This is a genomic window from Escherichia sp. WS2035, from assembly GCF_046487065.1.
In the GTDB taxonomy this organism is placed as follows: domain Bacteria; phylum Pseudomonadota; class Gammaproteobacteria; order Enterobacterales; family Enterobacteriaceae; genus Escherichia; species Escherichia coli.
The window spans coordinates 219,102-240,423 of record NZ_JBJQKD010000004.1 but is presented as its reverse complement, the minus strand read 5'-3'; the positions used below and the strand labels follow the sequence as shown (position 1 = coordinate 240,423).

At 49.8% G+C, this 21,322-nt stretch carries 18 protein-coding genes; 8 read left to right on the top strand and 10 right to left on the bottom strand.

All coding sequences use genetic code 11. The features are described from left to right. Positions 1-114: 114 nt before the first annotated feature. From glyS to ACJHX4_RS10115, 3 genes are all read right to left on the bottom strand, one after another. Entirely contained in the window at positions 115-2,184 is a 2,070-nt protein-coding gene (gene glyS, locus ACJHX4_RS10125; protein ID WP_001291788.1) for a glycine--tRNA ligase subunit beta, read from the bottom strand. Between the two features lie 9 nt (positions 2,185-2,193). Then, on the bottom strand, positions 2,194-3,105 hold the full coding sequence (gene glyQ / locus ACJHX4_RS10120; RefSeq protein ID WP_001168544.1) for a glycine--tRNA ligase subunit alpha: 912 nt from the start codon (positions 3,103-3,105) through the stop codon (positions 2,194-2,196). Positions 3,106-3,199: 94 nt separating this feature from the next. After that, complete coding sequence (locus ACJHX4_RS10115; RefSeq protein ID WP_000980102.1) at positions 3,200-3,499, bottom strand: YsaB family lipoprotein; 300 nt, start codon at positions 3,497-3,499, stop codon at positions 3,200-3,202. Between the two features lie 174 nt (positions 3,500-3,673). Between ACJHX4_RS10115 and wecH the strand changes: the two genes are divergently transcribed. Next, entirely contained in the window at positions 3,674-4,669 is a 996-nt protein-coding gene (wecH, locus tag ACJHX4_RS10110) for an O-acetyltransferase WecH (RefSeq protein WP_001182627.1), read from the top strand. 41 nt (positions 4,670-4,710) lie between these two features. Here the strand turns inward: wecH and yiaA are convergent, their stop codons facing one another. From yiaA to xylA, 4 genes are all read right to left on the bottom strand, one after another. Then, positions 4,711-5,148 carry an inner membrane protein YiaA gene (yiaA, locus tag ACJHX4_RS10105; RefSeq protein WP_001296516.1) on the bottom strand — a complete coding sequence of 146 codons (438 nt, stop codon included), beginning with the start codon at positions 5,146-5,148 and terminating at the stop codon, positions 4,711-4,713. A gap of 45 nt (positions 5,149-5,193) precedes the next feature. Next, entirely contained in the window at positions 5,194-5,535 is a 342-nt protein-coding gene (gene yiaB / locus ACJHX4_RS10100; RefSeq protein ID WP_001296517.1) for an inner membrane protein YiaB, read from the bottom strand. Between the two features lie 168 nt (positions 5,536-5,703). Further along, complete coding sequence (gene xylB, locus ACJHX4_RS10095; protein ID WP_000275338.1) at positions 5,704-7,158, bottom strand: xylulokinase; 1,455 nt, start codon at positions 7,156-7,158, stop codon at positions 5,704-5,706. 70 nt (positions 7,159-7,228) lie between these two features. Continuing rightward, positions 7,229-8,551 (bottom strand): xylose isomerase, encoded by a 1,323-nt coding sequence (gene xylA / locus ACJHX4_RS10090; RefSeq protein ID WP_001149592.1) that lies wholly within the window; start codon positions 8,549-8,551, stop codon positions 7,229-7,231. Between the two features lie 365 nt (positions 8,552-8,916). Here xylA and xylF point away from each other — a divergent pair, with 365 nt between their 5' ends. The 4 genes from xylF (at position 8,917) to xylR (ending at position 13,943) form a co-directional block, all read left to right on the top strand. Beyond that, positions 8,917-9,909 (top strand): D-xylose ABC transporter substrate-binding protein, encoded by a 993-nt coding sequence (xylF, locus tag ACJHX4_RS10085; RefSeq protein WP_001296518.1) that lies wholly within the window; start codon positions 8,917-8,919, stop codon positions 9,907-9,909. 77 nt (positions 9,910-9,986) lie between these two features. Next, positions 9,987-11,528, top strand: a complete 1,542-nt coding sequence (gene xylG, locus ACJHX4_RS10080) for a D-xylose ABC transporter ATP-binding protein (protein WP_001146503.1) — start codon at positions 9,987-9,989, stop codon at positions 11,526-11,528. Next, the gene (xylH, locus tag ACJHX4_RS10075) at positions 11,506-12,687 is read left to right on the top strand and encodes a xylose ABC transporter permease XylH (RefSeq protein ID WP_000045978.1); all 1,182 of its coding nucleotides are present in this window, start codon (positions 11,506-11,508) and stop codon (positions 12,685-12,687) included. The genes xylG and xylH overlap by 23 nt, the downstream gene beginning before the upstream one ends. A gap of 77 nt (positions 12,688-12,764) precedes the next feature. Continuing rightward, a complete protein-coding gene (gene xylR / locus ACJHX4_RS10070) occupies positions 12,765-13,943 on the top strand; it encodes a D-xylose utilization transcriptional activator XylR (protein WP_000494484.1) in 1,179 nt (392 codons plus the stop codon). Between the two features lie 107 nt (positions 13,944-14,050). Here xylR and ACJHX4_RS10065 read toward each other — a convergent pair whose 3' ends face one another. Beyond that, on the bottom strand, positions 14,051-14,875 hold the full coding sequence (locus ACJHX4_RS10065) for a protein bax (RefSeq protein WP_001297957.1): 825 nt from the start codon (positions 14,873-14,875) through the stop codon (positions 14,051-14,053). 319 nt (positions 14,876-15,194) lie between these two features. On the opposite strand from ACJHX4_RS10065, the gene malS reads away from it, so the two are divergent. Next, a complete protein-coding gene (gene malS / locus ACJHX4_RS10060; RefSeq protein ID WP_000761239.1) occupies positions 15,195-17,225 on the top strand; it encodes an alpha-amylase in 2,031 nt (676 codons plus the stop codon). A gap of 177 nt (positions 17,226-17,402) precedes the next feature. Further along, complete coding sequence (gene avtA, locus ACJHX4_RS10055) at positions 17,403-18,656, top strand: valine--pyruvate transaminase (RefSeq protein ID WP_000144359.1); 1,254 nt, start codon at positions 17,403-17,405, stop codon at positions 18,654-18,656. Between the two features lie 38 nt (positions 18,657-18,694). Here avtA and ACJHX4_RS10050 read toward each other — a convergent pair whose 3' ends face one another. Then, positions 18,695-19,168 (bottom strand): 4Fe-4S binding protein, encoded by a 474-nt coding sequence (locus tag ACJHX4_RS10050; RefSeq protein ID WP_001296520.1) that lies wholly within the window; start codon positions 19,166-19,168, stop codon positions 18,695-18,697. Positions 19,169-19,269: 101 nt separating this feature from the next. Beyond that, a complete protein-coding gene (gene yiaJ, locus ACJHX4_RS10045; RefSeq protein ID WP_000514241.1) occupies positions 19,270-20,118 on the bottom strand; it encodes an IclR family transcriptional regulator YiaJ in 849 nt (282 codons plus the stop codon). 200 nt (positions 20,119-20,318) lie between these two features. Between yiaJ and yiaK the strand changes: the two genes are divergently transcribed. Continuing rightward, a complete protein-coding gene (gene yiaK, locus ACJHX4_RS10040; RefSeq protein WP_000869035.1) occupies positions 20,319-21,317 on the top strand; it encodes a 3-dehydro-L-gulonate 2-dehydrogenase in 999 nt (332 codons plus the stop codon). The last annotated feature ends 5 nt before the right edge of the window (positions 21,318-21,322 follow it).

The following is a 21,322-nucleotide window of genomic DNA, read 5'->3' as shown; positions in this document are numbered from 1 at the left end:
CATAAAATTAATATATGAGATAATCTTTATTCAGCAGAAGATTATTAAAGGTTGCTGTATTATTTAGCGATAAAAAAAGCCTGCCAGATGGCAGGCTTTTTAATAACGGCGTTATTACTGCAACAGCGAAATATCCGCAACGCGCAGGAACAGTTCGCGCAGTTTTTCCAGCATGGTCAGACGGTTGATACGCAATTCTTTATCATCAACCATGACCATCACTTTATCGAAGAAAGCATCGACCGGTTCACGCAGCTCAGCCAGTTCGACCAGCGCATCCTGGTAACGACCTTCCGCAAAGTACGGCTCCAGCTTGTCACGTAGCACCACAACCTGCATCGCCAGTTTAATTTCTTCCGGCTCTTTCAGAGTAGAGGCATTCACGCGATCGCTCAGCACTTCATCAGATTTCGCCAGGATGTTAGATACACGCTTGTTCGCCGCCGCCAGTGCTGCAGCTGCTTCCAGGGTACGGAAGTGCGATACCGCTTTCATACGGGCATCGAAATCAGCCGGACGAGTCGGACGACGCGCCAGTACCGCCTGGATGGTGTCAACGGTGTAACCTTCGTCCTGATACCAGGCGCGGAAGCGACCGAGCATAAAGTCGATAACATCATCAACCACGTTGGCATTAGTCAGCTTATCGCCATACAGACGCACTGCTTCTTCGGTCAGCGTTTGCAGATCAAGGTTGAGGTTCTTCTCAACGATAATACGCAGCACGCCAAGTGCGGCACGACGCAGCGCAAACGGGTCTTTGTCGCCTTTCGGATGCTGGCCGATACCGAAGATACCCGCCAGGGTATCCATCTTGTCAGCAATCGCCAGCGCACAGGCTACCGGGTTAGACGGCAGGTCATCACCGGCAAAGCGCGGCTGATACTGCTCATTCAGCGCGACAGCTACGTCTTCCGCTTCGCCATCGTGACGCGCGTAGTGCATCCCCATAACGCCCTGGGTGTCGGTGAACTCGAAGACCATGTTGGTCATCAGGTCACACTTAGACAGCAGGCCCGCACGGGTAGCGTGGTTAACGTCAGCGCCAATCTGTTCAGCAATCCAGCCGGCCAGCGCCTGAATGCGGTCAGTTTTGTCGCGCAGCGTCCCCAACTGTTGCTGGAACAACACGGTTTGCAGGCGCGGCAGGTTATCTTCAAGACGTTTTTTACGGTCGGTATTGAAGAAGAACTCGGCATCCGCCAAACGTGGACGAACGACTTTCTCGTTACCGGAGATAATCTGCTGCGGATCTTTCGATTCGATGTTGGCAACGAAGATAAAGTTCGGCAGCAGTTTGCCGTCGTTCGCATACACCGGGAAGTACTTCTGGTCACCTTTCATGGTGTAAACCAGTGCTTCAGACGGCACCGCGAGGAATTTCTCTTCGAATTTCGCGGTCAGAACGACCGGCCACTCCACCAGCGAAGCCACTTCTTCCAGCAGGCTTTCACTTAAATCAGCGTTACCGCCAATCTTACGTGCTGCTTCTTCAGCATCGGCTTTAATCTTCGCCTTACGTTCTTCGTAATCGGCGATGACTTTCCCGCGCTCACGCAGAATTTCTGGATACTGATCGGCATTGTCGATAGTGAATTCCGGCTCGCCCATAAAGCGGTGGCCGCGAATCACGCGATCGGACTGAATACCCAGAATGGTAGCCGGAATAACTTTGTCGCCCAGCAGCAGGGTCACGGTGTGAACCGGACGCACAAAGTGCACGTCGCTTGCGCCCCAACGCATCAGTTTCGGGATCGGCAGTTTCGCCAGCGAAGTCGCAACCATATTCGGCAGCAGTGCTTCGGTGCTTTCGCCCTTCACATGGGCGCGATACAGCAGCCATTCGCCTTTATCGGTAGTCAGACGCTCAGCCTGGTCAACGGTAATACCGCAACCACGCGCCCAACCTTCTGCCGCTTTACTCGGTTTGCCTTCAGCGTCGAACGCCTGAGCAATTGCCGGACCACGTTTTTCGATTTCACGATCCGGTTGCGCCTCCGCCAGGTTAGCGACTTTCAGCGCCAGACGACGCGGAGCAGCAAACCATTGAACGGTGCCGTGTGCGAGGCCAGCGTTATCCAGCTCCGCAGTAAAGTTCGCAGCAAAGGACTCAGCCAGGCTGCGTAGTGCTTTTGGTGGCAGCTCTTCAGTGCCGATTTCCACCAGAAAAGTTTTCTCAGACATAGCCGCCTCTTACTTATCTTTGTTGCACATCGGGAAGCCGAGGGCTTCACGGGAAGCGTAGTATGCTTCTGCCACTGCTTTGGTCAGGGTGCGAATGCGCAGAATATAGCGCTGACGCTCGGTGACGGAGATGGCTTTACGCGCATCCAGCAGGTTGAAGCTGTGGGCGGCTTTCAGAATACGCTCGTAGGCTGGCAGCGGCAGCGGATTTTCCAGCGCCAGCAGTTGCTGCGCTTCTTTCTCGTACTGCTCGAAGCAGGTGAACAGGAAGTCCACATCCGCGTATTCGAAGTTGTAAGTGGACTGCTCCACTTCGTTCTGATGGAACACGTCGCCGTAGGTGGTTTTACCCAGCGGGCCGTCGCTCCAGACCAGGTCGTAAACGCTGTCTACGCCCTGAATGTACATGGCCAGACGTTCCAGACCGTAGGTGATCTCACCGGTAACCGGTTTACATTCCAGACCACCAACCTGCTGGAAGTAAGTGAACTGCGTCACTTCCATGCCGTTTAGCCACACTTCCCAGCCCAGCCCCCAGGCACCCAGCGTCGGGTTTTCCCAGTTATCTTCCACGAAACGGATGTCGTGGATGGTCGGGTCCATGCCCAGCTCTTTCAGAGAACCGAGGTACAGCTCCTGAATATTGTCCGGCGATGGCTTAATGACCACCTGGAACTGATAGTAGTGCTGTAAACGGTTGGGGTTTTCGCCGTAGCGACCATCGGTCGGGCGACGAGAAGGCTGAACATAAGCAGCCGCCATCGGTTCTGGCCCCAGCGCGCGCAGACAGGTCATTGGGTGAGAGGTTCCCGCGCCGACTTCCATGTCCAATGGTTGAACAATGGTGCAGCCCTGGCGAGCCCAGTAATCCTGTAAGGTCAGGATCAAGCCCTGGAAGGTCCTGGTATCAAACTTTTGCATATTATTTCGTGCTGGATACGTGTGGATTTAAAGGAAGGGATCAGTATACCCGCTGGATGGAAGATATACAGTACGAAACGGGAAAAAGCAGGGCTTAACGCATGGAAAGATGCAAAAAATGGCCATCCGCGTCAAAAGAACAGACAAACTGCTCTTTCCGGAAGGTATAACCGCGCATTTCATAGCTTCCCTGGAACTGTTCGAAGGCGGTGACGTCGATTTTTTGCTCGCCGGTGTTATAACGTTTTGCCGCCTGATCCTTGCATAACGCTTCCATATTCAACGAACGCAGAGGATCAACCTTTACCCGTTGTGCTTTCTGCACGGGTGGCGGTGTAGAACAACCCACTAGCACAATAAGCGCCATTGCCGGAAAGAAAGCGTTCATCATCATTAAATTACCGTCTGGTTTGCAGGTGAGTCTTATTATTTATATCGGTATAGTGGCTGATATCTTACGAATTTCCTTAAGCCTCTATAAGCTGTAGTGATAAAACTCAGATTATTCCAGTGCGCCAACTGAATGATTTATCGGTCAGACTTTTTTTAACCAGATACAGAGACACAGATGCAGCCCAAAATTTACTGGATTGATAACCTGCGAGGGATAGCGTGTTTAATGGTGGTGATGATTCACACCACTACCTGGTATGTGATCAATGCTCATAGTGTTAGCCCCATCACCTGGGATATCGCCAATGTTCTGAATTCTGCCTCTCGTGTCAGCGTGCCGCTATTTTTCATGATTTCCGGCTATCTCTTTTTTGGCGAACGCAGCGCCCAGTCGCGTCATTTCTTGCGTATCGGCTTATGCCTGTTTTTTTATAGCGCAATCGCGCTGCTCTACATTGCGCTGTTTACCTCCATCAATGTGGAGTTAGCGCTGAAAAACCTGCTGCAAAAGCCAGTGTTTTACCATTTATGGTTTTTCTTCGCGATTGCAGTGATTTATCTGGTTTCACCGCTGATTCAGGTGAAGAACGTCGGCGGAAAAATGTTGCTGGTGCTAATGGTGGTGATTGGTATCATCGCTAACCCAAACACCGTGCCGCAGAAAATCGACGGTTTTGAATGGCTGCCAATTAACTTATATATCAATGGCGATACTTTTTACTACATCCTTTATGGCATGTTGGGCCGCGCTATAGGGATGATGGACACACAGCATAAAGCACTGTCGTGGGTGAGCGCCGCACTGTTTGCGACGGGGGTTTTTATTATCTCTCGTGGGACATTATATGAATTACAGTGGCGCGGAAATTTTGCCGATACCTGGTATCTTTACTGTGGGCCGATGGTTTTTATCTGCGCAATCGCGTTATTGACTCTGGTTAAAAACACGCTGTATACGCGTACCATTTGCGGACTTGGCTTAATCTCCCGCCATTCGTTAGGTATATACGGGTTCCATGCATTGATTATCCATGCACTGCGCACCCGGGGGATTGAGCTTAAAAACTGGCCAATACTGGATATTATTTGGATCTTTTGTGCGACGCTGGCAGTGAGTTTATTACTTTCTATGCTGGTACAACGAATCGACAGAAACAGATTAGTGAGTTAAGTAGAAGCCCGGTCACATTGGACTGACCGGGCTTACGTGAATTATTCGCTGTATTCTTCCTGGGTAACCTGTGTTTCTTTTGGTGGGTTTATTCCGGCATCACGAATATTCTTCTGCACCGCTACTGCACCAAACAAGCTTAAGAAGAAAGCCAGCCCATAAAAGCCTTTTTCGCTGAGTAATAACGTTGCATTCCATAGACCTACCAGCAACAACGCAACAGAGATAATAAAGACCGTCAGGCAAGTCATATAATAAATGGGGGTGGTAGGTATGCCTTCATACTTGTCCCGAACGGTCTTTTGATAAGACGCCGCGGAAAACAAACCTAATACCAGTACGGCAAAATAATACCCTTTTTCATTTAACTGCATCTCTGCATTCCATAGTCCTAACAGATAGGTAACAATACCGCCAATAAGGGCTACCCATGAAACAATACTAAATGCCGGAGAATAGGTTGATATTTTGTTGTCCATCACAGTATTCCTTTCATTCCTGAATGTGTAAGAACTTTATGTTGCTCATGCCGAGCGAAACAAACGCATTTGACCAAACAAGCAGACAAAAAAGGCGATGGGATAGATCACCATTTCATAAGCATTGATAGGTGCGTTTAAAACACCGATAAACAAGAGACCGATAGTGATTAACGCTACCAACTGACAGACGTGGATAAAAAAATCATCCAGTTGCCCAAGTTTTTCTGCGCGAAGATATGCATAGTTGCCAAAAGTTGCCGTCATTAACACGCCAAGAAAATAGCCTTTTCCACTTAACAATGGGCATGAGATCCATAGCCCAACCAGATAAACCAGCGCCCCGACAACAAATAATAGTTTTGCCACAGTCTTTGAGGTTTTCATAACGATCTCCATATCTACCAGCGATACATTACGAGTAACCAACGAAAGACAAAACTGAAAAATGCCATTAACAAATGATTTTCAGAATAAATTCATACTAAATATTAATTAATTATTTATATATATAGATGTGAATTATCCCCCACCCGGTCAGGCAGGGGATAACGTTTACGCCATTAATGGCAGAAGTTGCTGATAGAGGCGACGGAACGTTTCTCGTCGTGGCTGATAAGCGGCATAACGCTGCGCATCTGGTAGATGCGACTGTTCTAACGGTAGTTGCGGCAACAACTCAATGAGCGATTTCTCTGGATTCGCCGCAATCTGCGCCAGCCTTGCTGCGCCCAGTGCTGGCCCCACATCGCCACCCGTGCGGTAATCCAGTTGCTGACCGCTAATGTCCGCCAGCATTTGACGCCAGTACTCACTACGCGCCCCGCCACCAATCAACGTAACACTTTGCGGTTTAATGCCGCAGGCATGCACGACATCCATGCCATCTGCCAGCGCATAACCCACGCCTTCCAGCACTGCTCGCGCCAGTTCATTGGGGCCATGTTGATGAGTCAAACCAAAGAAAACCCCTTTCGCCTGGGGATTATTGTGTGGTGTACGCTCGCCAGAAAGATAAGGCAGAAACCAAACTGGCTCGGCACTTTCATCAGCCTGTCGAGCTGCAGTGATTAAAGCAGGGACATTGCTCAGGCCGGTTAATTTCGCGGCCCAATCCAGACACGAAGCCGCACTCAGCATTACAGACATTAAATGCCAACGTTGCGGTAACGCATGGCAAAAGCTATGTACGGCGCTTTCTGGCTTGCTTAAGAACCCTTCGCTGACAGCAAAATAGACCCCCGACGTCCCCAGCGATAACATTGCCTGATTAGCATCAACCATTCCCACACCAACCGCACCAGCTGCATTGTCGCCACCGCCTGCGACAACTGGCACCGCCGCCATACCCCACGCTTTCGCAACTTCAGGTAGCAAAGCACCAGTAATTTCGCTGCCTTCGTATAATGCGGGCATCTGGTCACGAGATAAGTGGCAAGCCTGCAGCATGTCGTCACTCCAGTCACGCTTTGCGACATCCAGCCACATGGTGCCAGCTGCGTCAGACATATCGCTGGCAAACTCCCCCGTCATACGCAGACGCAAGTAATCTTTCGGTAATAATACTTTATCGATTTGACGGAATATCTCCGGCTCATGCCGCTGAACCCATAGCAATTTAGGCGCAGTAAATCCGGGCATCATCAGGTTGCCGGTAATCACCCGCGATTGCGGAACTCGCGCTTCCAGCAAAGTGCACTCTTGCGCACAGCGCCCGTCGTTCCACAAAATGGCAGGGCGTAACACCCGTTGCTGAGCATCCAGTAAGGTTGCACCATGCATCTGTCCGGCAATACCTAATGCTTTAACGTCTTGCAGAGAATGCTGAACGCCCAGAGCTTTCATTGCGCGATCAGTTGCCTGCCACCACTGTTCCGGGTCTTGTTCCGACCAGAGTGGATGCGGGCGCGAAACGGTCAGCTTTTCCGTTTGCGCAGCAACCACCTCACCCTGCTCGTTGAGCAAAATAACTTTTACGCCCGAGGTGCCAAGATCTATCCCGATATACATATCGATCGTTCCTTAAAAAATGCCCGGTATCGCTACCGATAACCGGGCCAACGGACTGCACAGTTAACCGTTATTTGTCGAACAGATAATGATTTACCAGATTTTCCAGTTGCTCCTGGCGACCACTCTGATGCACCGGAGACAAATTATGTTCCTGAGCATATTTGGCTAAATCTGCCAGTGACATTTGGCCTTTCAGGATTTGCTGGCCTAATTCACTATTCCAGCCGGAATAACGCTGCGCGATGCGTTTATCCAGCTCGCCATCTTCAATCATGCGCGCTGCAATTTTCAGCGCCAACGCCATCGTATCCATCGCGCCGATATGACCGTAAAACAGATCATATTTATCAGTACTTTGACGACGTACTTTGGCATCGAAGTTCAGACCACCGGTGGTGAAACCGCCTGCTTTGAGAATTTCATACATCACCAGCGCATTCTCTTCCACACTGTTCGGGAACTGGTCGGTGTCCCAGCCCAGTTGCGCATCGCCACGGTTGGCGTCGACAGAACCGAACAGGCCAAGCGCAATGGCGGTGGCTATTTCATGATGGAAAGAGTGACCTGCCAGCGTCGCGTGGTTAGCTTCAATGTTCAGTTTAATCTCTTTTTCCAGACCAAACTGTTTCAGGAAGCCATAGACCGTCGCAGCATCGTAATCATATTGATGTTTGGTCGGTTCTTGCGGTTTCGGTTCGATAAGCAACGTGCCCTGGAAACCGATTTTATGTTTATGCTCAACCACCATCTGCATAAAGCGGCCCAGCTGTTCACGCTCCTGGCGCAAGTCGGTATTTAACAGCGTTTCGTAACCTTCACGACCACCCCACAGGACATAGTTTTCACCGCCCAATTTATGGGTTGCTTCCATCGCTGTAACAACTTGCGTTGCCGCCCAACTGAAGACTTCAGGATCTGGGTTCGTCGCCGCACCCGCGCCATAGCGAGGGTTTGTAAAGCAGTTAGCAGTTCCCCACAGCAGCTTCACGCCGCTCTCTTCTTGCTTGCCTGCCAGGACATCAACCATTTGCGCAAAATTATTGATGTACTCTTTTAACGACGCGCCCTCAGGGGAAACATCCACATCGTGGAAGCAATAAAATGGCACATGTAACTTGTGGAAAAACTCAAATGCGACATCTGCTTTACGCTTCGCCAACGCCAGTGCCTCACCAGGCTGCTGCCACGGACGATTAAACGCCCCCACACCAAACATATCCGCCCCGTTCCAGCAGAAGGTGTGCCAGTAGCAGGCGGCAAAACGCAAGTGCTCTTCCATACGCTTGCCCAACACCAGTTCGTCGGGATTGTAGTGACGGAATGCTAACGGGTTTGAGGATTTTGAGCCTTCATAACGAACGCGATCGAGCTGGTCAAAATAGGCTTGCATATTGAACTCCATAATCAGGTAATGCCGCGGGTGATGGATGATGTCGTAATATTGGGCACTCCCTTTCAGTTGCTCAATTATGTTATTTCACACTGCTATTGAGATAATTCACAAGTGTGCGCTCGCTCGCAAAATAAAATGGGATGATGAAACTGGGTAATTCCTCGAAGAGAAAAATGCAATAAGTACAATTGCGCAACAAAAGTAAGATCTCGGTCATAAATCAAGAAATAAACCAAAAATCGTAATCGAAAGATAAAAATCTGTAATTGTTTTCCCCTGTTTAGTTGCTAAAAATTGGTTACGTTTATCGCGGTGATTGTTACTTATTAAAGCTGTCCTCTAACTACAGAAGGCCCTACACCATGAAAATAAAGAACATTCTACTCACCCTTTGCACCTCACTTCTGCTTACCAACGTTGCGGCACACGCCAAAGAAGTCAAAATAGGTATGGCGATTGATGATCTCCGTCTTGAACGCTGGCAAAAAGATCGAGATATTTTTGTGAAAAAAGCAGAATCTCTCGGCGCGAAAGTATTTGTACAGTCTGCAAATGGCAATGAAGAAACACAAATGTCGCAGATTGAAAACATGATTAACCGGGGTGTCGATGTTCTTGTCATTATTCCTTATAACGGTCAGGTATTAAGTAACGTTGTAAAAGAAGCCAAACAAGAAGGTATTAAAGTATTAGCTTACGACCGTATGATTAACGATGCGGATATCGATTTTTATATTTCTTTCGATAACGAAAAAGTCGGTGAACTGCAGGCAAAAGCCCTGGTCGATATTGTTCCGCAAGGTAATTACTTCCTGATGGGCGGCTCGCCGGTAGATAACAACGCCAAGCTGTTCCGCGCCGGGCAAATGAAAGTATTAAAACCTTATGTTGATTCCGGAAAAATTAAAGTCGTTGGTGACCAATGGGTTGATGGCTGGTTACCGGAAAACGCATTGAAAATTATGGAAAACGCGCTAACCGCCAATAATAACAAAATTGATGCTGTAGTTGCCTCAAACGATGCCACCGCAGGAGGGGCAATTCAGGCATTAAGCGCGCAAGGTTTATCAGGGAAAGTAGCAATTTCCGGCCAGGATGCGGATCTTGCAGGTATTAAACGTATTGCTGCCGGTACGCAAACTATGACGGTGTATAAACCTATTACATTGTTGGCAAATACTGCCGCAGAAATTGCCGTTGAGTTGGGCAATGGTCAGGAGCCAAAAGCGGATACCACACTGAATAATGGCCTGAAAGATGTTCCCTCCCGCCTGCTGACACCGATCGATGTGAATAAAAACAACATCAAAGATACGGTAGTTAAAGACGGATTCCACAAAGAGAGCGAGCTGTAAGCGTTACGCCCCGGCGCGGAGCGGGGGCGTGATTTCTCTCCATGCCGCGTTAATTAATTGGCTTAGGTGGAGTCGTTATGCCTTATCTACTTGAAATGAAAAATATTACCAAAACCTTCGGCAGTGTGAAGGCGATTGATAACGTCAGCTTGCGGTTGAATGCTGGCGAAATCGTCTCACTCTGTGGGGAAAATGGGTCAGGTAAATCAACGCTGATGAAAGTGCTGTGTGGTATTTATCCCCATGGTTCCTACGAAGGCGAAATTATTTTTGCGGGAGAAGAGATTCAGGCGAGTCACATCCGCGATACCGAACGCAAAGGTATCGCCATTATTCACCAGGAATTGGCGCTGGTGAAAGAACTGACCGTGCTGGAAAATATCTTCCTGGGTAACGAAATAACCCATAATGGCATTATGGATTATGACCTGATGACGCTACGCTGTCAGAAGCTGCTCGCACAGGTCAGTTTATCCATTTCACCTGATACCCGCGTTGGCGATTTAGGACTTGGGCAACAACAACTGGTTGAAATTGCCAAGGCACTTAATAAACAGGTGCGTTTGTTAATTCTCGATGAGCCGACAGCCTCATTAACTGAGCAGGAAACGTCGGTTTTACTGGATATTATTCGCGATCTACAACAGCACGGTATCGCCTGTATTTATATTTCGCACAAACTCAACGAAGTCAAAGCGATTTCCGATACGATTTGCGTTATTCGCGACGGTCAACACATTGGTACGCGTGATGCTGCTGGAATGAGTGAAGACGATATTATCACCATGATGGTCGGGCGAGAGTTAACCGCGCTTTACCCTAATGAACCACATACCACCGGAGATGAAATATTACGTATTGAACATCTGACGGCATGGCATCCGGTTAATCGTCATATTAAACGAGTTAATGATGTCTCGTTTTCCCTGAAACGTGGCGAAATACTGGGTATCGCCGGACTCGTTGGTGCCGGACGTACCGAGACTATTCAGTGCCTGTTTGGTGTGTGGCCCGGACAATGGGAAGGGAAAATTTATATTGATGGCAAACAGGTAGATATTCGTAACTGTCAGCAAGCCATCGCCCAGGGGATTGCGATGGTACCCGAAGACAGAAAGCGCGACGGCATCGTTCCGGTAATGGCGGTTGGTAAAAATATTACCCTCGCCGCACTCAAAAAATTTACCGGTAGTATTAGCCAGCTTGATGACGCGGCAGAGCAAAAATGTATTCTGGAATCAATCCAGCAACTCAAAGTTAAAACGTCGTCCCCCGACCTTGCTATTGGACGTTTGAGCGGCGGCAATCAACAAAAAGCGATCCTCGCTCGCTGTCTGTTACTTAACCCGCGCATTCTCATTCTTGATGAACCCACCAGGGGTATCGATATTGGCGCGAAATACGAGATCTACAAATTAATTAACCAACTCGTCCAGCAGGGTATTGCCGTTATTGTCATCTCTTCCGAATTACCTGAAGTGCTCGGCCTTAGCGATCGTGTACTGGTGATGCATGAAGGGAAACTAAAAGCCAACCTGATAAATCATAACCTGACTCAGGAGCAGGTGATGGAAGCCGCATTGAGGAGCGAACATCATGTCGAAAAGCAATCCGTCTGAAGTGAAATTAGCCGTACCGACATCCGGTGGCTTTTCCGGGCTGAAATCACTGAATTTGCAGGTCTTCGTGATGATTGCAGCTATCATCGCAATCATGCTGTTCTTTACCTGGACCACCGATGGTGCCTACTTAAGCGCCCGTAACGTCTCCAACCTGTTACGCCAAACCGCAATTACCGGCATCCTCGCGGTAGGAATGGTGTTCGTCATAATTTCTGCTGAAATCGACCTTTCCGTCGGCTCAATGATGGGGCTGTTAGGTGGCGTCGCGGCGATTTGTGACGTCTGGCTAGGCTGGCCTTTGCCACTTACCATCATTGTGACGTTGGTTCTGGGACTGCTTCTCGGAGCCTGGAACGGATGGTGGGTCGCGTACCGCAAAGTCCCTTCATTTATTGTCACCCTCGCGGGCATGTTGGCATTTCGTGGCATACTCATTGGCATCACCAACGGCACGACTGTTTCCCCCACCAGCGCCGCGATGTCACAAATTGGGCAAAGCTATCTACCTGCCAGCACCGGCTTCATCATTGGCGCGCTTGGCTTAATGGCTTTTGTTGGCTGGCAATGGCGCGGAAGAATGCGCCGTCAGGCTTTGGGTTTGCAGTCTCCGGCCTCTACCGCAGTAGTCGGTCGCCAGGCTTTAACCGCTATCATCGTATTAGGCGCAATCTGGCTGTTGAATGATTACCGTGGTGTTCCCACTCCTGTTCTGCTGCTAACGTTACTGTTATTGGGCGGCATGTTTATGGCAACGCGGACGGCATTTGGACGGCGCATTTATGCCATCGGCGGCAATCTGGAAGCGGCACGTCTCTCCGGGATTAACGTTGAACGCACCAAACTTGCCGTGTTCGCTATTAACGGATTAATGGTAGCCATCGCCGGATTAATCCTCAGTTCTCGACTCGGCGCTGGTTCACCTTCTGCGGGAAATATCGCCGAACTGGACGCAATTGCAGCATGTGTGATTGGCGGCACCAGTCTGGCAGGCGGCGTCGGGAGCGTGGCCGGAGCGGTAATGGGGGCATTCATCATGGCTTCGCTGGATAACGGCATGAGTATGATGGATGTACCGACCTTCTGGCAGTATATCGTTAAAGGTGCGATTCTGTTGCTGGCAGTATGGATGGACTCCGCAACCAAACGCCGTTCTTGATTTTGATAAAAATTTTCTCAAAGCCGGTAACGTATTACCGGTTTTGAGTTTTTGCATGATTCAGCAGGAAAAGAACCATGTTTACTAAACGTCACCGCATCACATTACTGTTCAATGCCAATAAAGCCTATGACCGGCAGGTAGTAGAAGGCGTAGGGGAATATTTACAGGCGTCACAATCGGAATGGGATATTTTCATTGAAGAAGATTTCCGCGCCCGCATTGATAAAATCAAGGACTGGTTAGGAGATGGCGTCATTGCCGACTTCGACGACAAACAAATCGAGCAAGCGCTGGCTGATGTCGACGTCCCCATTGTTGGGGTTGGTGGCTCGTATCACCTTGCCGAAAGTTACCCACCCGTTCATTACATTGCCACCGATAACTATGCGCTGGTTGAAAGCGCATTTTTGCATTTAAAAGAGAAAGGCGTTAACCGCTTTGCTTTTTATGGTCTTCCGGAATCAAGCGGTAAACGTTGGGCCACTGAACGCGAATATGCATTTCGTCAGCTTGTCGCTGAAGAAAAGTATCGCGGAGTGGTTTATCAGGGGTTAGAAACCGCGCCAGAGAACTGGCAACACGCGCAAAATCGGCTGGCAGACTGGCTACAAACGCTACCACCGCAAACCGGGATTATTGCCGTTACTGACGCCCGGGCGCGGCATATTCTGCAAGTATGTGAACATCTACATATTCCCGTACCGGAAAAATTATGCGTGATTGGCATCGATAACGAAGAACTGACCCGCTATCTGTCGCGTGTCGCCCTTTCTTCGGTCGCTCAGGGCGCGCGGCAAATGGGCTATCAGGCGGCAAAACTGTTGCATCGATTATTAGATAAAGAAGAAATGCCGCTACAGCGGATTTTGGTCCCACCAGTTCGCGTCATTGAACGGCGCTCAACAGATTACCGCTCGCTGACCGATCCCGCCGTTATTCAGGCTATGCATTACATTCGTAATCACGCCTGTAAAGGGATTAAAGTGGATCAGGTACTGGATGCGGTGGGCATATCACGCTCCAATCTTGAGAAGCGTTTTAAAGAAGAGGTGGGTGAAACCATCCATGCCATGATTCATGCCGAAAAGCTGGAGAAAGCGCGCAGTCTGCTGATTTCAACCACCTTGTCGATCAATGAGATATCGCAAATGTGCGGTTATCCATCGCTGCAATATTTCTACTCTGTTTTTAAAAAAGCATATGACACGACGCCAAAAGAGTATCGCGATGTAAATAGCGAGGTCATGTTGTAGCGATGATGAGAATTGTCGGCGTCGCTTCAGGTAACTCAGCACAACCACCTGATGGGAGCAAAAGCCTTATCCGACTGACAAGTCGGATAAGGCTCGAGGAAATGCAATTACATATGCGCCGCGATTAACCGTTGGTTATCCTGGTACATTGCAAACAGGTAGTTGTTATAACTCTTCCCTTTGGTCGAGTAGCCCTTCAGCTTGTGAATCATCGCTGTGGCAGTCACTTCCTGATCCGCTTTACGCAGCTGTGCACGCGATTTACGGAACGAAGAGTAAGCCGGGTGCGTATTGAGGTTTGTAACATAGGCGCTCACCGATTCTTTAACAGAACTAAACTGTGAGTACCCTTTCACTTTACCCGGCGCATTGGTACAACGTCCTTTCATGCATTTCATGCCGAAAAGATTGTTGTTGTTGCGCGCCAGCTTTGACGTTCCCCAACCGCTTTCTGCTGCAGCCATCGTCGCCACCATACTGGTAGGGATAATGTCTACGCGTTCAAGCAAGGTATTCCACGGGATTTTTCGCGTATTACCAGACCACTTCACCTTGTAGCGTTTGGCGATGTCTTTCAGACGCGCACGCTCAGCAGGTGACCATTGGCCCTGATACTGTTTTGAAATCAGCCAGTTACGTTCCGCAGTAATGGCCGCATTTTGGCTGGTAATGTAAGGCATTACAGTCCGGAGAAACGCCTTTTTCCTTGGTGTTCCGGAAGGGTATTTTCGCAAATCAGGAAGTGAACTACTCTTTGCACTATTGCGAGAATACTCTTGTTTACTGCTTACCTGTTTATTACTAGCTTTAGTTAAGTGGGACTTTTGACTCGCTGTTGTTGTGTGCGTCTTCGCTAACACCTCACTCGAAAACACCAGAGTGAGTAACATAAGAATCATCGCCCCATATCGTCGTATGGGAGTCAAAATCATCAGGTCTCCTGGTCGGATTTAATCATTCCAACACCTTATATTTTTTACAAATTTGAGAGTTGAATCTCAAATCATATCAAAAATAGCTGTCAAGAGCACCCCAAGGAATAGTCCAAATCTGAAACTATGTCACGAGTTAACGATTCAGATTGGCGCTAAATCGCAGAAAATGTGGGGTTTATCGCAAAATTCAGCCGTTTTTTGCGCGCGATCGCTCACCCTTGCTTCTCATCCTGTGGAGTTACCGCTCAGGGATGAGTTTTGTCTGGCTTATCGCTGGCAAACTGTCTGAAATCGCAGCAATAAGGACTCATCCGCCATGAAACTCGCCGCCTGTTTTCTGACACTCCTTCCTGGCTTCGCCGTTGCCGCCAGCTGGACTTCTCCGGGGTTTCCCGCCTTTAGCGAACAGGGGACGGGAACATTTGTCAGCCACGCACAGTTGCCCAAAGGTACGCGTCCACTAACGCTAAATTTTGACCAACAGTGCTGGCAGCCTGCGGATGCGATAAAACTCAATCAGATGCTTTCCCTGCAACCTTGTAGCAACACGCCGCCTCAATGGCGATTGTTCAGGGACGGCGAATATACGCTGCAACTAGACACCCGATCCGGTACACCAACATTGATGATTTCCATCCAGAACGCCGTCGAACCGGTAGCAAGCCTGGTCCGTGAATGCCCGAAATGGGATGGATTACCGCTCACACTGGATGTCAGCGCCACTTTTGCGGAGGGAGCCGCAGTCCGGGATTATTACAGCCAGCAAATTGCGATAGTGAAGAACGGTCAAATAACGTTACAACCCGCTGCCACCAGCAACGGTTTACTCCTGCTGGAACGGGCAGAAACTGACACATCCGCCCCTTTCGACTGGCATAACGCCACGGTTTACTTTGTGCTGACAGATCGTTTCGAAAACGGCGATCCCAGTAATGACCAGAGTTACGGACGTCATAAAGACGGTATGGCGGAAATTGGCACTTTTCACGGCGGCGATTTACGCGGCCTGACCAACAAACTGGATTACCTCCAGCAACTGGGCGTCAATGCTTTATGGATAAGTGCCCCATTTGAGCAAATTCACGGCTGGGTCGGCGGCGGTACAAAAGGTGATTTCCCGCATTATGCCTATCATGGTTATTACACACAGGACTGGACGAATCTTGATGCCAATATGGGCAGTGAAGCCGATCTACGGACGCTGGTTGATAGCGCGCATCAGCGCGGTATTCGTATTCTCTTTGATGTCGTGATGAACCACACTGGCTATGCCACGCTGGCGGATATGCAGGAGTATCAGTTTGGCGCGTTATATCTTTCTGGTGACGAAGTGAAAAAAACGCTGGGTGAACGCTGGAACGACTGGAAACCTGCCGCCGGGCAAACCTGGCATAGCTTTAACGATTACATTAATTTCAGCGACAAAACAGGCTGGGATAAATGGTGGGGAAAAAACTGGATCAGAACGGATATCGGCGATTACGACAATCCTGGATTCGACGATCTCACTATGTCGCTGGCCTTTTTGCCGGATATCAAAACCGAATCAACTACCGCTTCTGGTCTGCCAGTGTTCTATAAAAACAAAACGGATACCCACGCTAAAATCATCGACGGCTTTACCCCTCGCGATTACTTAACCCACTGGTTAAGTCAGTGGGTCCGCGACTATGGGATTGATGGTTTTCGGGTCGATACCGCCAAACATGTTGAGTTGCCCGCCTGGCAGCAACTGAAAACCGAAGCCAGCGCTGCACTTCACGAATGGAAAAAAGCTAACCCCGACAAAGCATTAGATGACAAACCTTTCTGGATGACCGGTGAAGCCTGGGGCCACGGCGTGATGCAAAGTGACTACTATCGCCACGGCTTCGATGCGATGATCAATTTCGATTATCAGGAGCAGGCGGCGAAAGCTGTCGATTGTCTGGCGCAGATGGATACGACCTGGCAGCAAATGGCGGAGAAATTGCAGGATTTCAACGTGTTGAGCTACCTCTCGTCGCATGATACCCGCCTGTTCCGTGAAGGGGGCGACAAAGCAGCAGAGTTATTATTATTAGCACCAGGCGCGGTACAAATTTTTTATGGCGATGAATCCTCGCGTCCGTTCGGTCCTACCGGTTCTGATCCGCTGCAAGGTACGCGTTCGGATATGAACTGGCAGGATGTTAGCGGTAAATCTGCCGCCAGCGTCGCGCACTGGCAGAAAATCAGCCAGTTCCGCGCCCGCCATCCCGCAATTGGCGCGGGCAAACAAACGACACTTTCGCTGAAGCAGGGCTACGGCTTTGTTCGTGAGCATGGCGACGATAAAGTGCTGGTCATCTGGGCGGGGCAACAGTGACTTTTCCGGCTTCCCGTTCGTGAGTACCTCGGGAAGCCGCCAACCAGGATAAAATGTCAGCCCTAATCAGCATTGCAGGATAAAGCCCCGCTCACTCTTCAACAGACCGATTTGCACCCCAGCAAATGTAGCGTTATTGTTACCTTCCTTGCTACAGAGTTCGACAGATATCCCGCTATGACATTCTCCCTTTTTGGTGACAAATTTACCCGCCACTCCGGCATTACGCTGCTGATGGAAGATCTGAACGACGGTTTACGCACGCCTGGCGCGATTATGCTCGGCGGCGGTAATCCGGCGCAGATCCCGGAAATGCAGGACTACTTCCAGACGCTACTGACCGACATGCTGGAAAGTGGCAAAGCGACTGATGCACTGTGCAATTACGACGGTCCACAGGGGAAAACGGAGCTACTCACACTGCTTGCCGGAATGCTGCGCGAGAAGTTGGGCTGGGATATCGAACCACAGAATATTGCACTAACAAACGGCAGCCAGAGCGCGTTTTTCTACTTATTTAATCTGTTTGCCGGACGCCGTGCCGATGGTCGGGTCAAAAAAGTGCTGTTCCCGCTGGCACCGGAATACATTGGCTACGCTGACGCCGGACTGGAAGAAGATCTGTTTGTCTCTGCGCGTCCGAATATTGAACTGCTGCCGGAAGGCCAGTTTAAATACCACGTCGATTTTGAGCATCTACATATTGGCGAAGAAACCGGGATGATTTGCGTCTCCCGGCCGACGAATCCAACAGGCAATGTGATTACTGACGAAGAGTTGCTGAAGCTTGACGCGCTGGCGAATCAACACGGCATTCCGCTGGTGATTGATAACGCTTATGGCGTCCCGTTCCCGGGTATCATCTTCAGCGAAGCGCGCCCGCTATGGAATCCGAATATCGTGCTGTGCATGAGTCTTTCCAAGCTGGGGCTACCTGGCTCCCGCTGCGGCATTATCATCGCCAATGAAAAAATCATCACCGCCATCACCAATATGAACGGCATTATCAGCCTGGCACCTGGCGGTATTGGTCCGGCGATGATGTGTGAAATGATTAAGCGTAACGATCTGCTGCGCCTGTCTGAAACAGTCATCAAACCGTTTTACTACCAGCGTGTTCAGGAAACTATCGCCATCATTCGCCGCTATTTACCGGAAGATCGCTGCCTGATTCATAAACCGGAAGGAGCCATTTTCCTCTGGCTATGGTTTAAGGATTTGCCCATTACGACCGAGCAGCTCTACCAGCGCCTGAAAGCACGCGGCGTGCTGATGGTGCCGGGGCACAACTTCTTCCCGGGACTGGATAAACCGTGGCCGCATACGCATCAATGTATGCGCATGAACTACGTACCAGAGCCGGAGAAAATTGAGGCGGGTGTGAAGATTCTGGCGGAAGAGATAGAAAGAGCCTGGGCTGAAAGCCATTAATACGCTATTCCGGCGTTGAGAAACGCCGGAAAAACGTTTCAAACAGGCTGCTGCCGTAGCCGATGCCGCTGCACTTTCTCGACATCCATGCACTGCAACGCCTTTGTCGGGCAGGCTTCAACACAGGCCGGCCCCGTCGCCCGATGCCAGCACAGATCGCACTTAATCGCCCTCGCCTTTTTGCGCGAAGAAACGACCTCCATCGCACCAAACGGGCAAGCCAGCATACAGCTTTTACAGCCAATGCAACGTGATTGTTCAACGAAAATATGCCCATGTTCGCGGCTTATCGCGTCAACAGGGCAGACATTCGCGCACGGTGCATCTTCACACTGATGACAGGCTACTGCCGTGGTCCAGCTGTGGTCTTTAATGACACGAATACGGGAAATAAACTCGTCTGGTGACAACGCAGCGCAATCCTGATTCTCCTGATGCGACACTGCGCAAGCCACTTCACAGGTACGGCAACCGATACATTTCGTCGCATCCGCAATAATAAACCGGTTCATGATCACTCCTTTGCACTAAAACAGCAGAGTGCCAGAGAGCGCGTCCCTACTGCTTTGATCCAACGAAGGAAATGTTAAAGTTTTGGCACTTGTCCAAAGGGTTATGTAATCGCGCCCTGGTCGTCCCTGACAGTAAATCCCAGCTCATTAGAAATAGCCTGCGCGGTTTCACGCAGTGGTTTCAGGAGATTTTTCTCTCCCACCTGTTTCAGACGTGATGTCGAAAGCGAAATCGACACGGCGTACGGCACCCGCCCATGAATATCAAACACCGGAACAGCAATACAGGAGACGCCGAGTTCGTTTTCTTCTCTGTCCATCGCCGCTCCACTTTCACGAATGTGCGCCAGTTCGTCGAACATCGCGGGCAGCTCGGTAATGGTATTGCGGGTTAACGGCTGGATCTCATGCTGATGGCTTTCCCAGTATGACTTCACGTAGTCCGGGTGACCAAACGCCATGTAGATCTTGCCCATTGCGGAACAGTAGAGCGGCATATGCTGGCCTATATAGGCACGGGTTCGCAGCATCCCGGTTGTGGGTTCCAGCTTATAAATCAAAATAGCGTGATCGTCTTCGCGGCTGGAGAAGTTAATGGTTTCACCAGTGGCGATGTTCAGTGCCTCAAGATGCGGAGCGGCGATATGAATGATATTCAGCGAAGATAGCGCCTTCTGCCCGACGGCAATAAATTTGGTGGTCAGGCGATAACTCCCTGCGGCGGGCGCGGTGGTCACATAGCCGCAGGACTGTAATCCCTGCAATAAGCGATGGACGGTACTCTTATTTAAACCAGCCAGCTCCGAAAGATGCGCCAACGGACAACCGTTTGGATAGTTGCTCAAAATCTCAATCAGCATCAACCCACGAAACAGACTCTGGCTTCCGGCTGGACGCTCTTTTTCCTGCGCCATCTCGTTCTCTTTTTTTCCCATCACTTCTTTCCCCATTTTGTCGCGTCCTGATGGTAGCGCAAAGTGTGCCGTAGTTCACGATCTCGACAGATAATTTATAACCACTTGATTTTTAAGTTTTTTGAAATTCATCAATCAGATTGCTTTGTTAAAAAGTGATCGATATATTTGAAATCAAGTTTCGTATATTGAAATTTTAAGCCAAAAAAGCGATCAAAAAAACAAGGAAGCCTGGGATGAAAGTGACATTTGAGCAGTTAAAAGCAGCCTTTAATCGGGTCTTAATTTCACGCGGCGTTGACAGCGAAACGGCTGACGCCTGTGCAGAGATGTTCGCCCGCACCACCGAATCCGGCGTTTATTCTCACGGCGTTAATCGTTTCCCTCGTTTCATTCAACAACTGGAAAACGGCGATATCATTCCTGATGCCCAACCCAAACGTATAACCAGCCTCGGCGCAATTGAACAGTGGGACGCCCAGCGTTCGATCGGTAACCTGACAGCGAAAAAGATGATGGATCGCGCCATTGAACTGGCTGCCGATCACGGTATTGGTCTGGTGGCACTACGTAATGCCAACCACTGGATGCGCGGCGGCAGCTACGGCTGGCAGGCGGCGGAAAAAGGCTACATTGGCATTTGCTGGACCAACTCCATCGCCGTAATGCCACCGTGGGGCGCAAAAGAGTGTCGCATCGGCACCAACCCGCTGATCGTCGCCATTCCTTCCACGCCGATCACCATGGTCGATATGTCGATGTCGATGTTCTCTTACGGCATGTTAGAAGTTAATCGCCTGGCTGGTCGTCAGCTCCCGGTAGATGGTGGCTTTGATGATGAGGGCAATTTGACCAAAGAACCTGGCGTTATCGAGAAAAATCGCCGCATTTTGCCGATGGGCTACTGGAAAGGTTCGGGCATGTCGATTGTGCTGGATATGATCGCTACCCTCCTTTCTGACGGCGCATCGGTTGCCGAAGTCACCGAGGACAACAGCGACGAATACGGCATTTCACAAATTTTTATTGCCATTGAAGTGGACAAGCTTATCGACGGTCCCACCCGCGATGCCAAACTGCAACGCATTATGGATTACGTTACCAGTGCCGAGCGTGCTGACGAAAATCAGGCCATTCGCTTACCCGGCCACGAATTTACTACCCTGCTGGCAGAAAACCGCCGTAACGGTATTACCGTTGATGACAGCGTGTGGGCAAAAATCCAGGCGTTATAAGGAGA

Excerpts from the sequence above, each read along its gene's own strand:
- glyS (WP_001291788.1), bottom strand. The coding sequence starts at position 2,184 with ATGTCTGAGAAAACTTTTCTGGTGGAAATCGGCACTGAAGAGCTGCCA.
- glyQ (WP_001168544.1), bottom strand. The coding sequence starts at position 3,105 with ATGCAAAAGTTTGATACCAGGACCTTCCAGGGCTTGATCCTGACCTTA.
- ACJHX4_RS10115 (WP_000980102.1), bottom strand. The coding sequence starts at position 3,499 with ATGATGATGAACGCTTTCTTTCCGGCAATGGCGCTTATTGTGCTAGTG.
- wecH (WP_001182627.1), top strand. The coding sequence starts at position 3,674 with ATGCAGCCCAAAATTTACTGGATTGATAACCTGCGAGGGATAGCGTGT.
- yiaA (WP_001296516.1), bottom strand. The coding sequence starts at position 5,148 with ATGGACAACAAAATATCAACCTATTCTCCGGCATTTAGTATTGTTTCA.
- yiaB (WP_001296517.1), bottom strand. The coding sequence starts at position 5,535 with ATGAAAACCTCAAAGACTGTGGCAAAACTATTATTTGTTGTCGGGGCG.
- xylB (WP_000275338.1), bottom strand. The coding sequence starts at position 7,158 with ATGTATATCGGGATAGATCTTGGCACCTCGGGCGTAAAAGTTATTTTG.
- xylA (WP_001149592.1), bottom strand. The coding sequence starts at position 8,551 with ATGCAAGCCTATTTTGACCAGCTCGATCGCGTTCGTTATGAAGGCTCA.
- xylF (WP_001296518.1), top strand. The coding sequence starts at position 8,917 with ATGAAAATAAAGAACATTCTACTCACCCTTTGCACCTCACTTCTGCTT.
- xylG (WP_001146503.1), top strand. The coding sequence starts at position 9,987 with ATGCCTTATCTACTTGAAATGAAAAATATTACCAAAACCTTCGGCAGT.
- xylH (WP_000045978.1), top strand. The coding sequence starts at position 11,506 with ATGTCGAAAAGCAATCCGTCTGAAGTGAAATTAGCCGTACCGACATCC.
- xylR (WP_000494484.1), top strand. The coding sequence starts at position 12,765 with ATGTTTACTAAACGTCACCGCATCACATTACTGTTCAATGCCAATAAA.
- ACJHX4_RS10065 (WP_001297957.1), bottom strand. The coding sequence starts at position 14,875 with ATGATTTTGACTCCCATACGACGATATGGGGCGATGATTCTTATGTTA.
- malS (WP_000761239.1), top strand. The coding sequence starts at position 15,195 with ATGAAACTCGCCGCCTGTTTTCTGACACTCCTTCCTGGCTTCGCCGTT.
- avtA (WP_000144359.1), top strand. The coding sequence starts at position 17,403 with ATGACATTCTCCCTTTTTGGTGACAAATTTACCCGCCACTCCGGCATT.
- ACJHX4_RS10050 (WP_001296520.1), bottom strand. The coding sequence starts at position 19,168 with ATGAACCGGTTTATTATTGCGGATGCGACGAAATGTATCGGTTGCCGT.
- yiaJ (WP_000514241.1), bottom strand. The coding sequence starts at position 20,118 with ATGGGGAAAGAAGTGATGGGAAAAAAAGAGAACGAGATGGCGCAGGAA.
- yiaK (WP_000869035.1), top strand. The coding sequence starts at position 20,319 with ATGAAAGTGACATTTGAGCAGTTAAAAGCAGCCTTTAATCGGGTCTTA.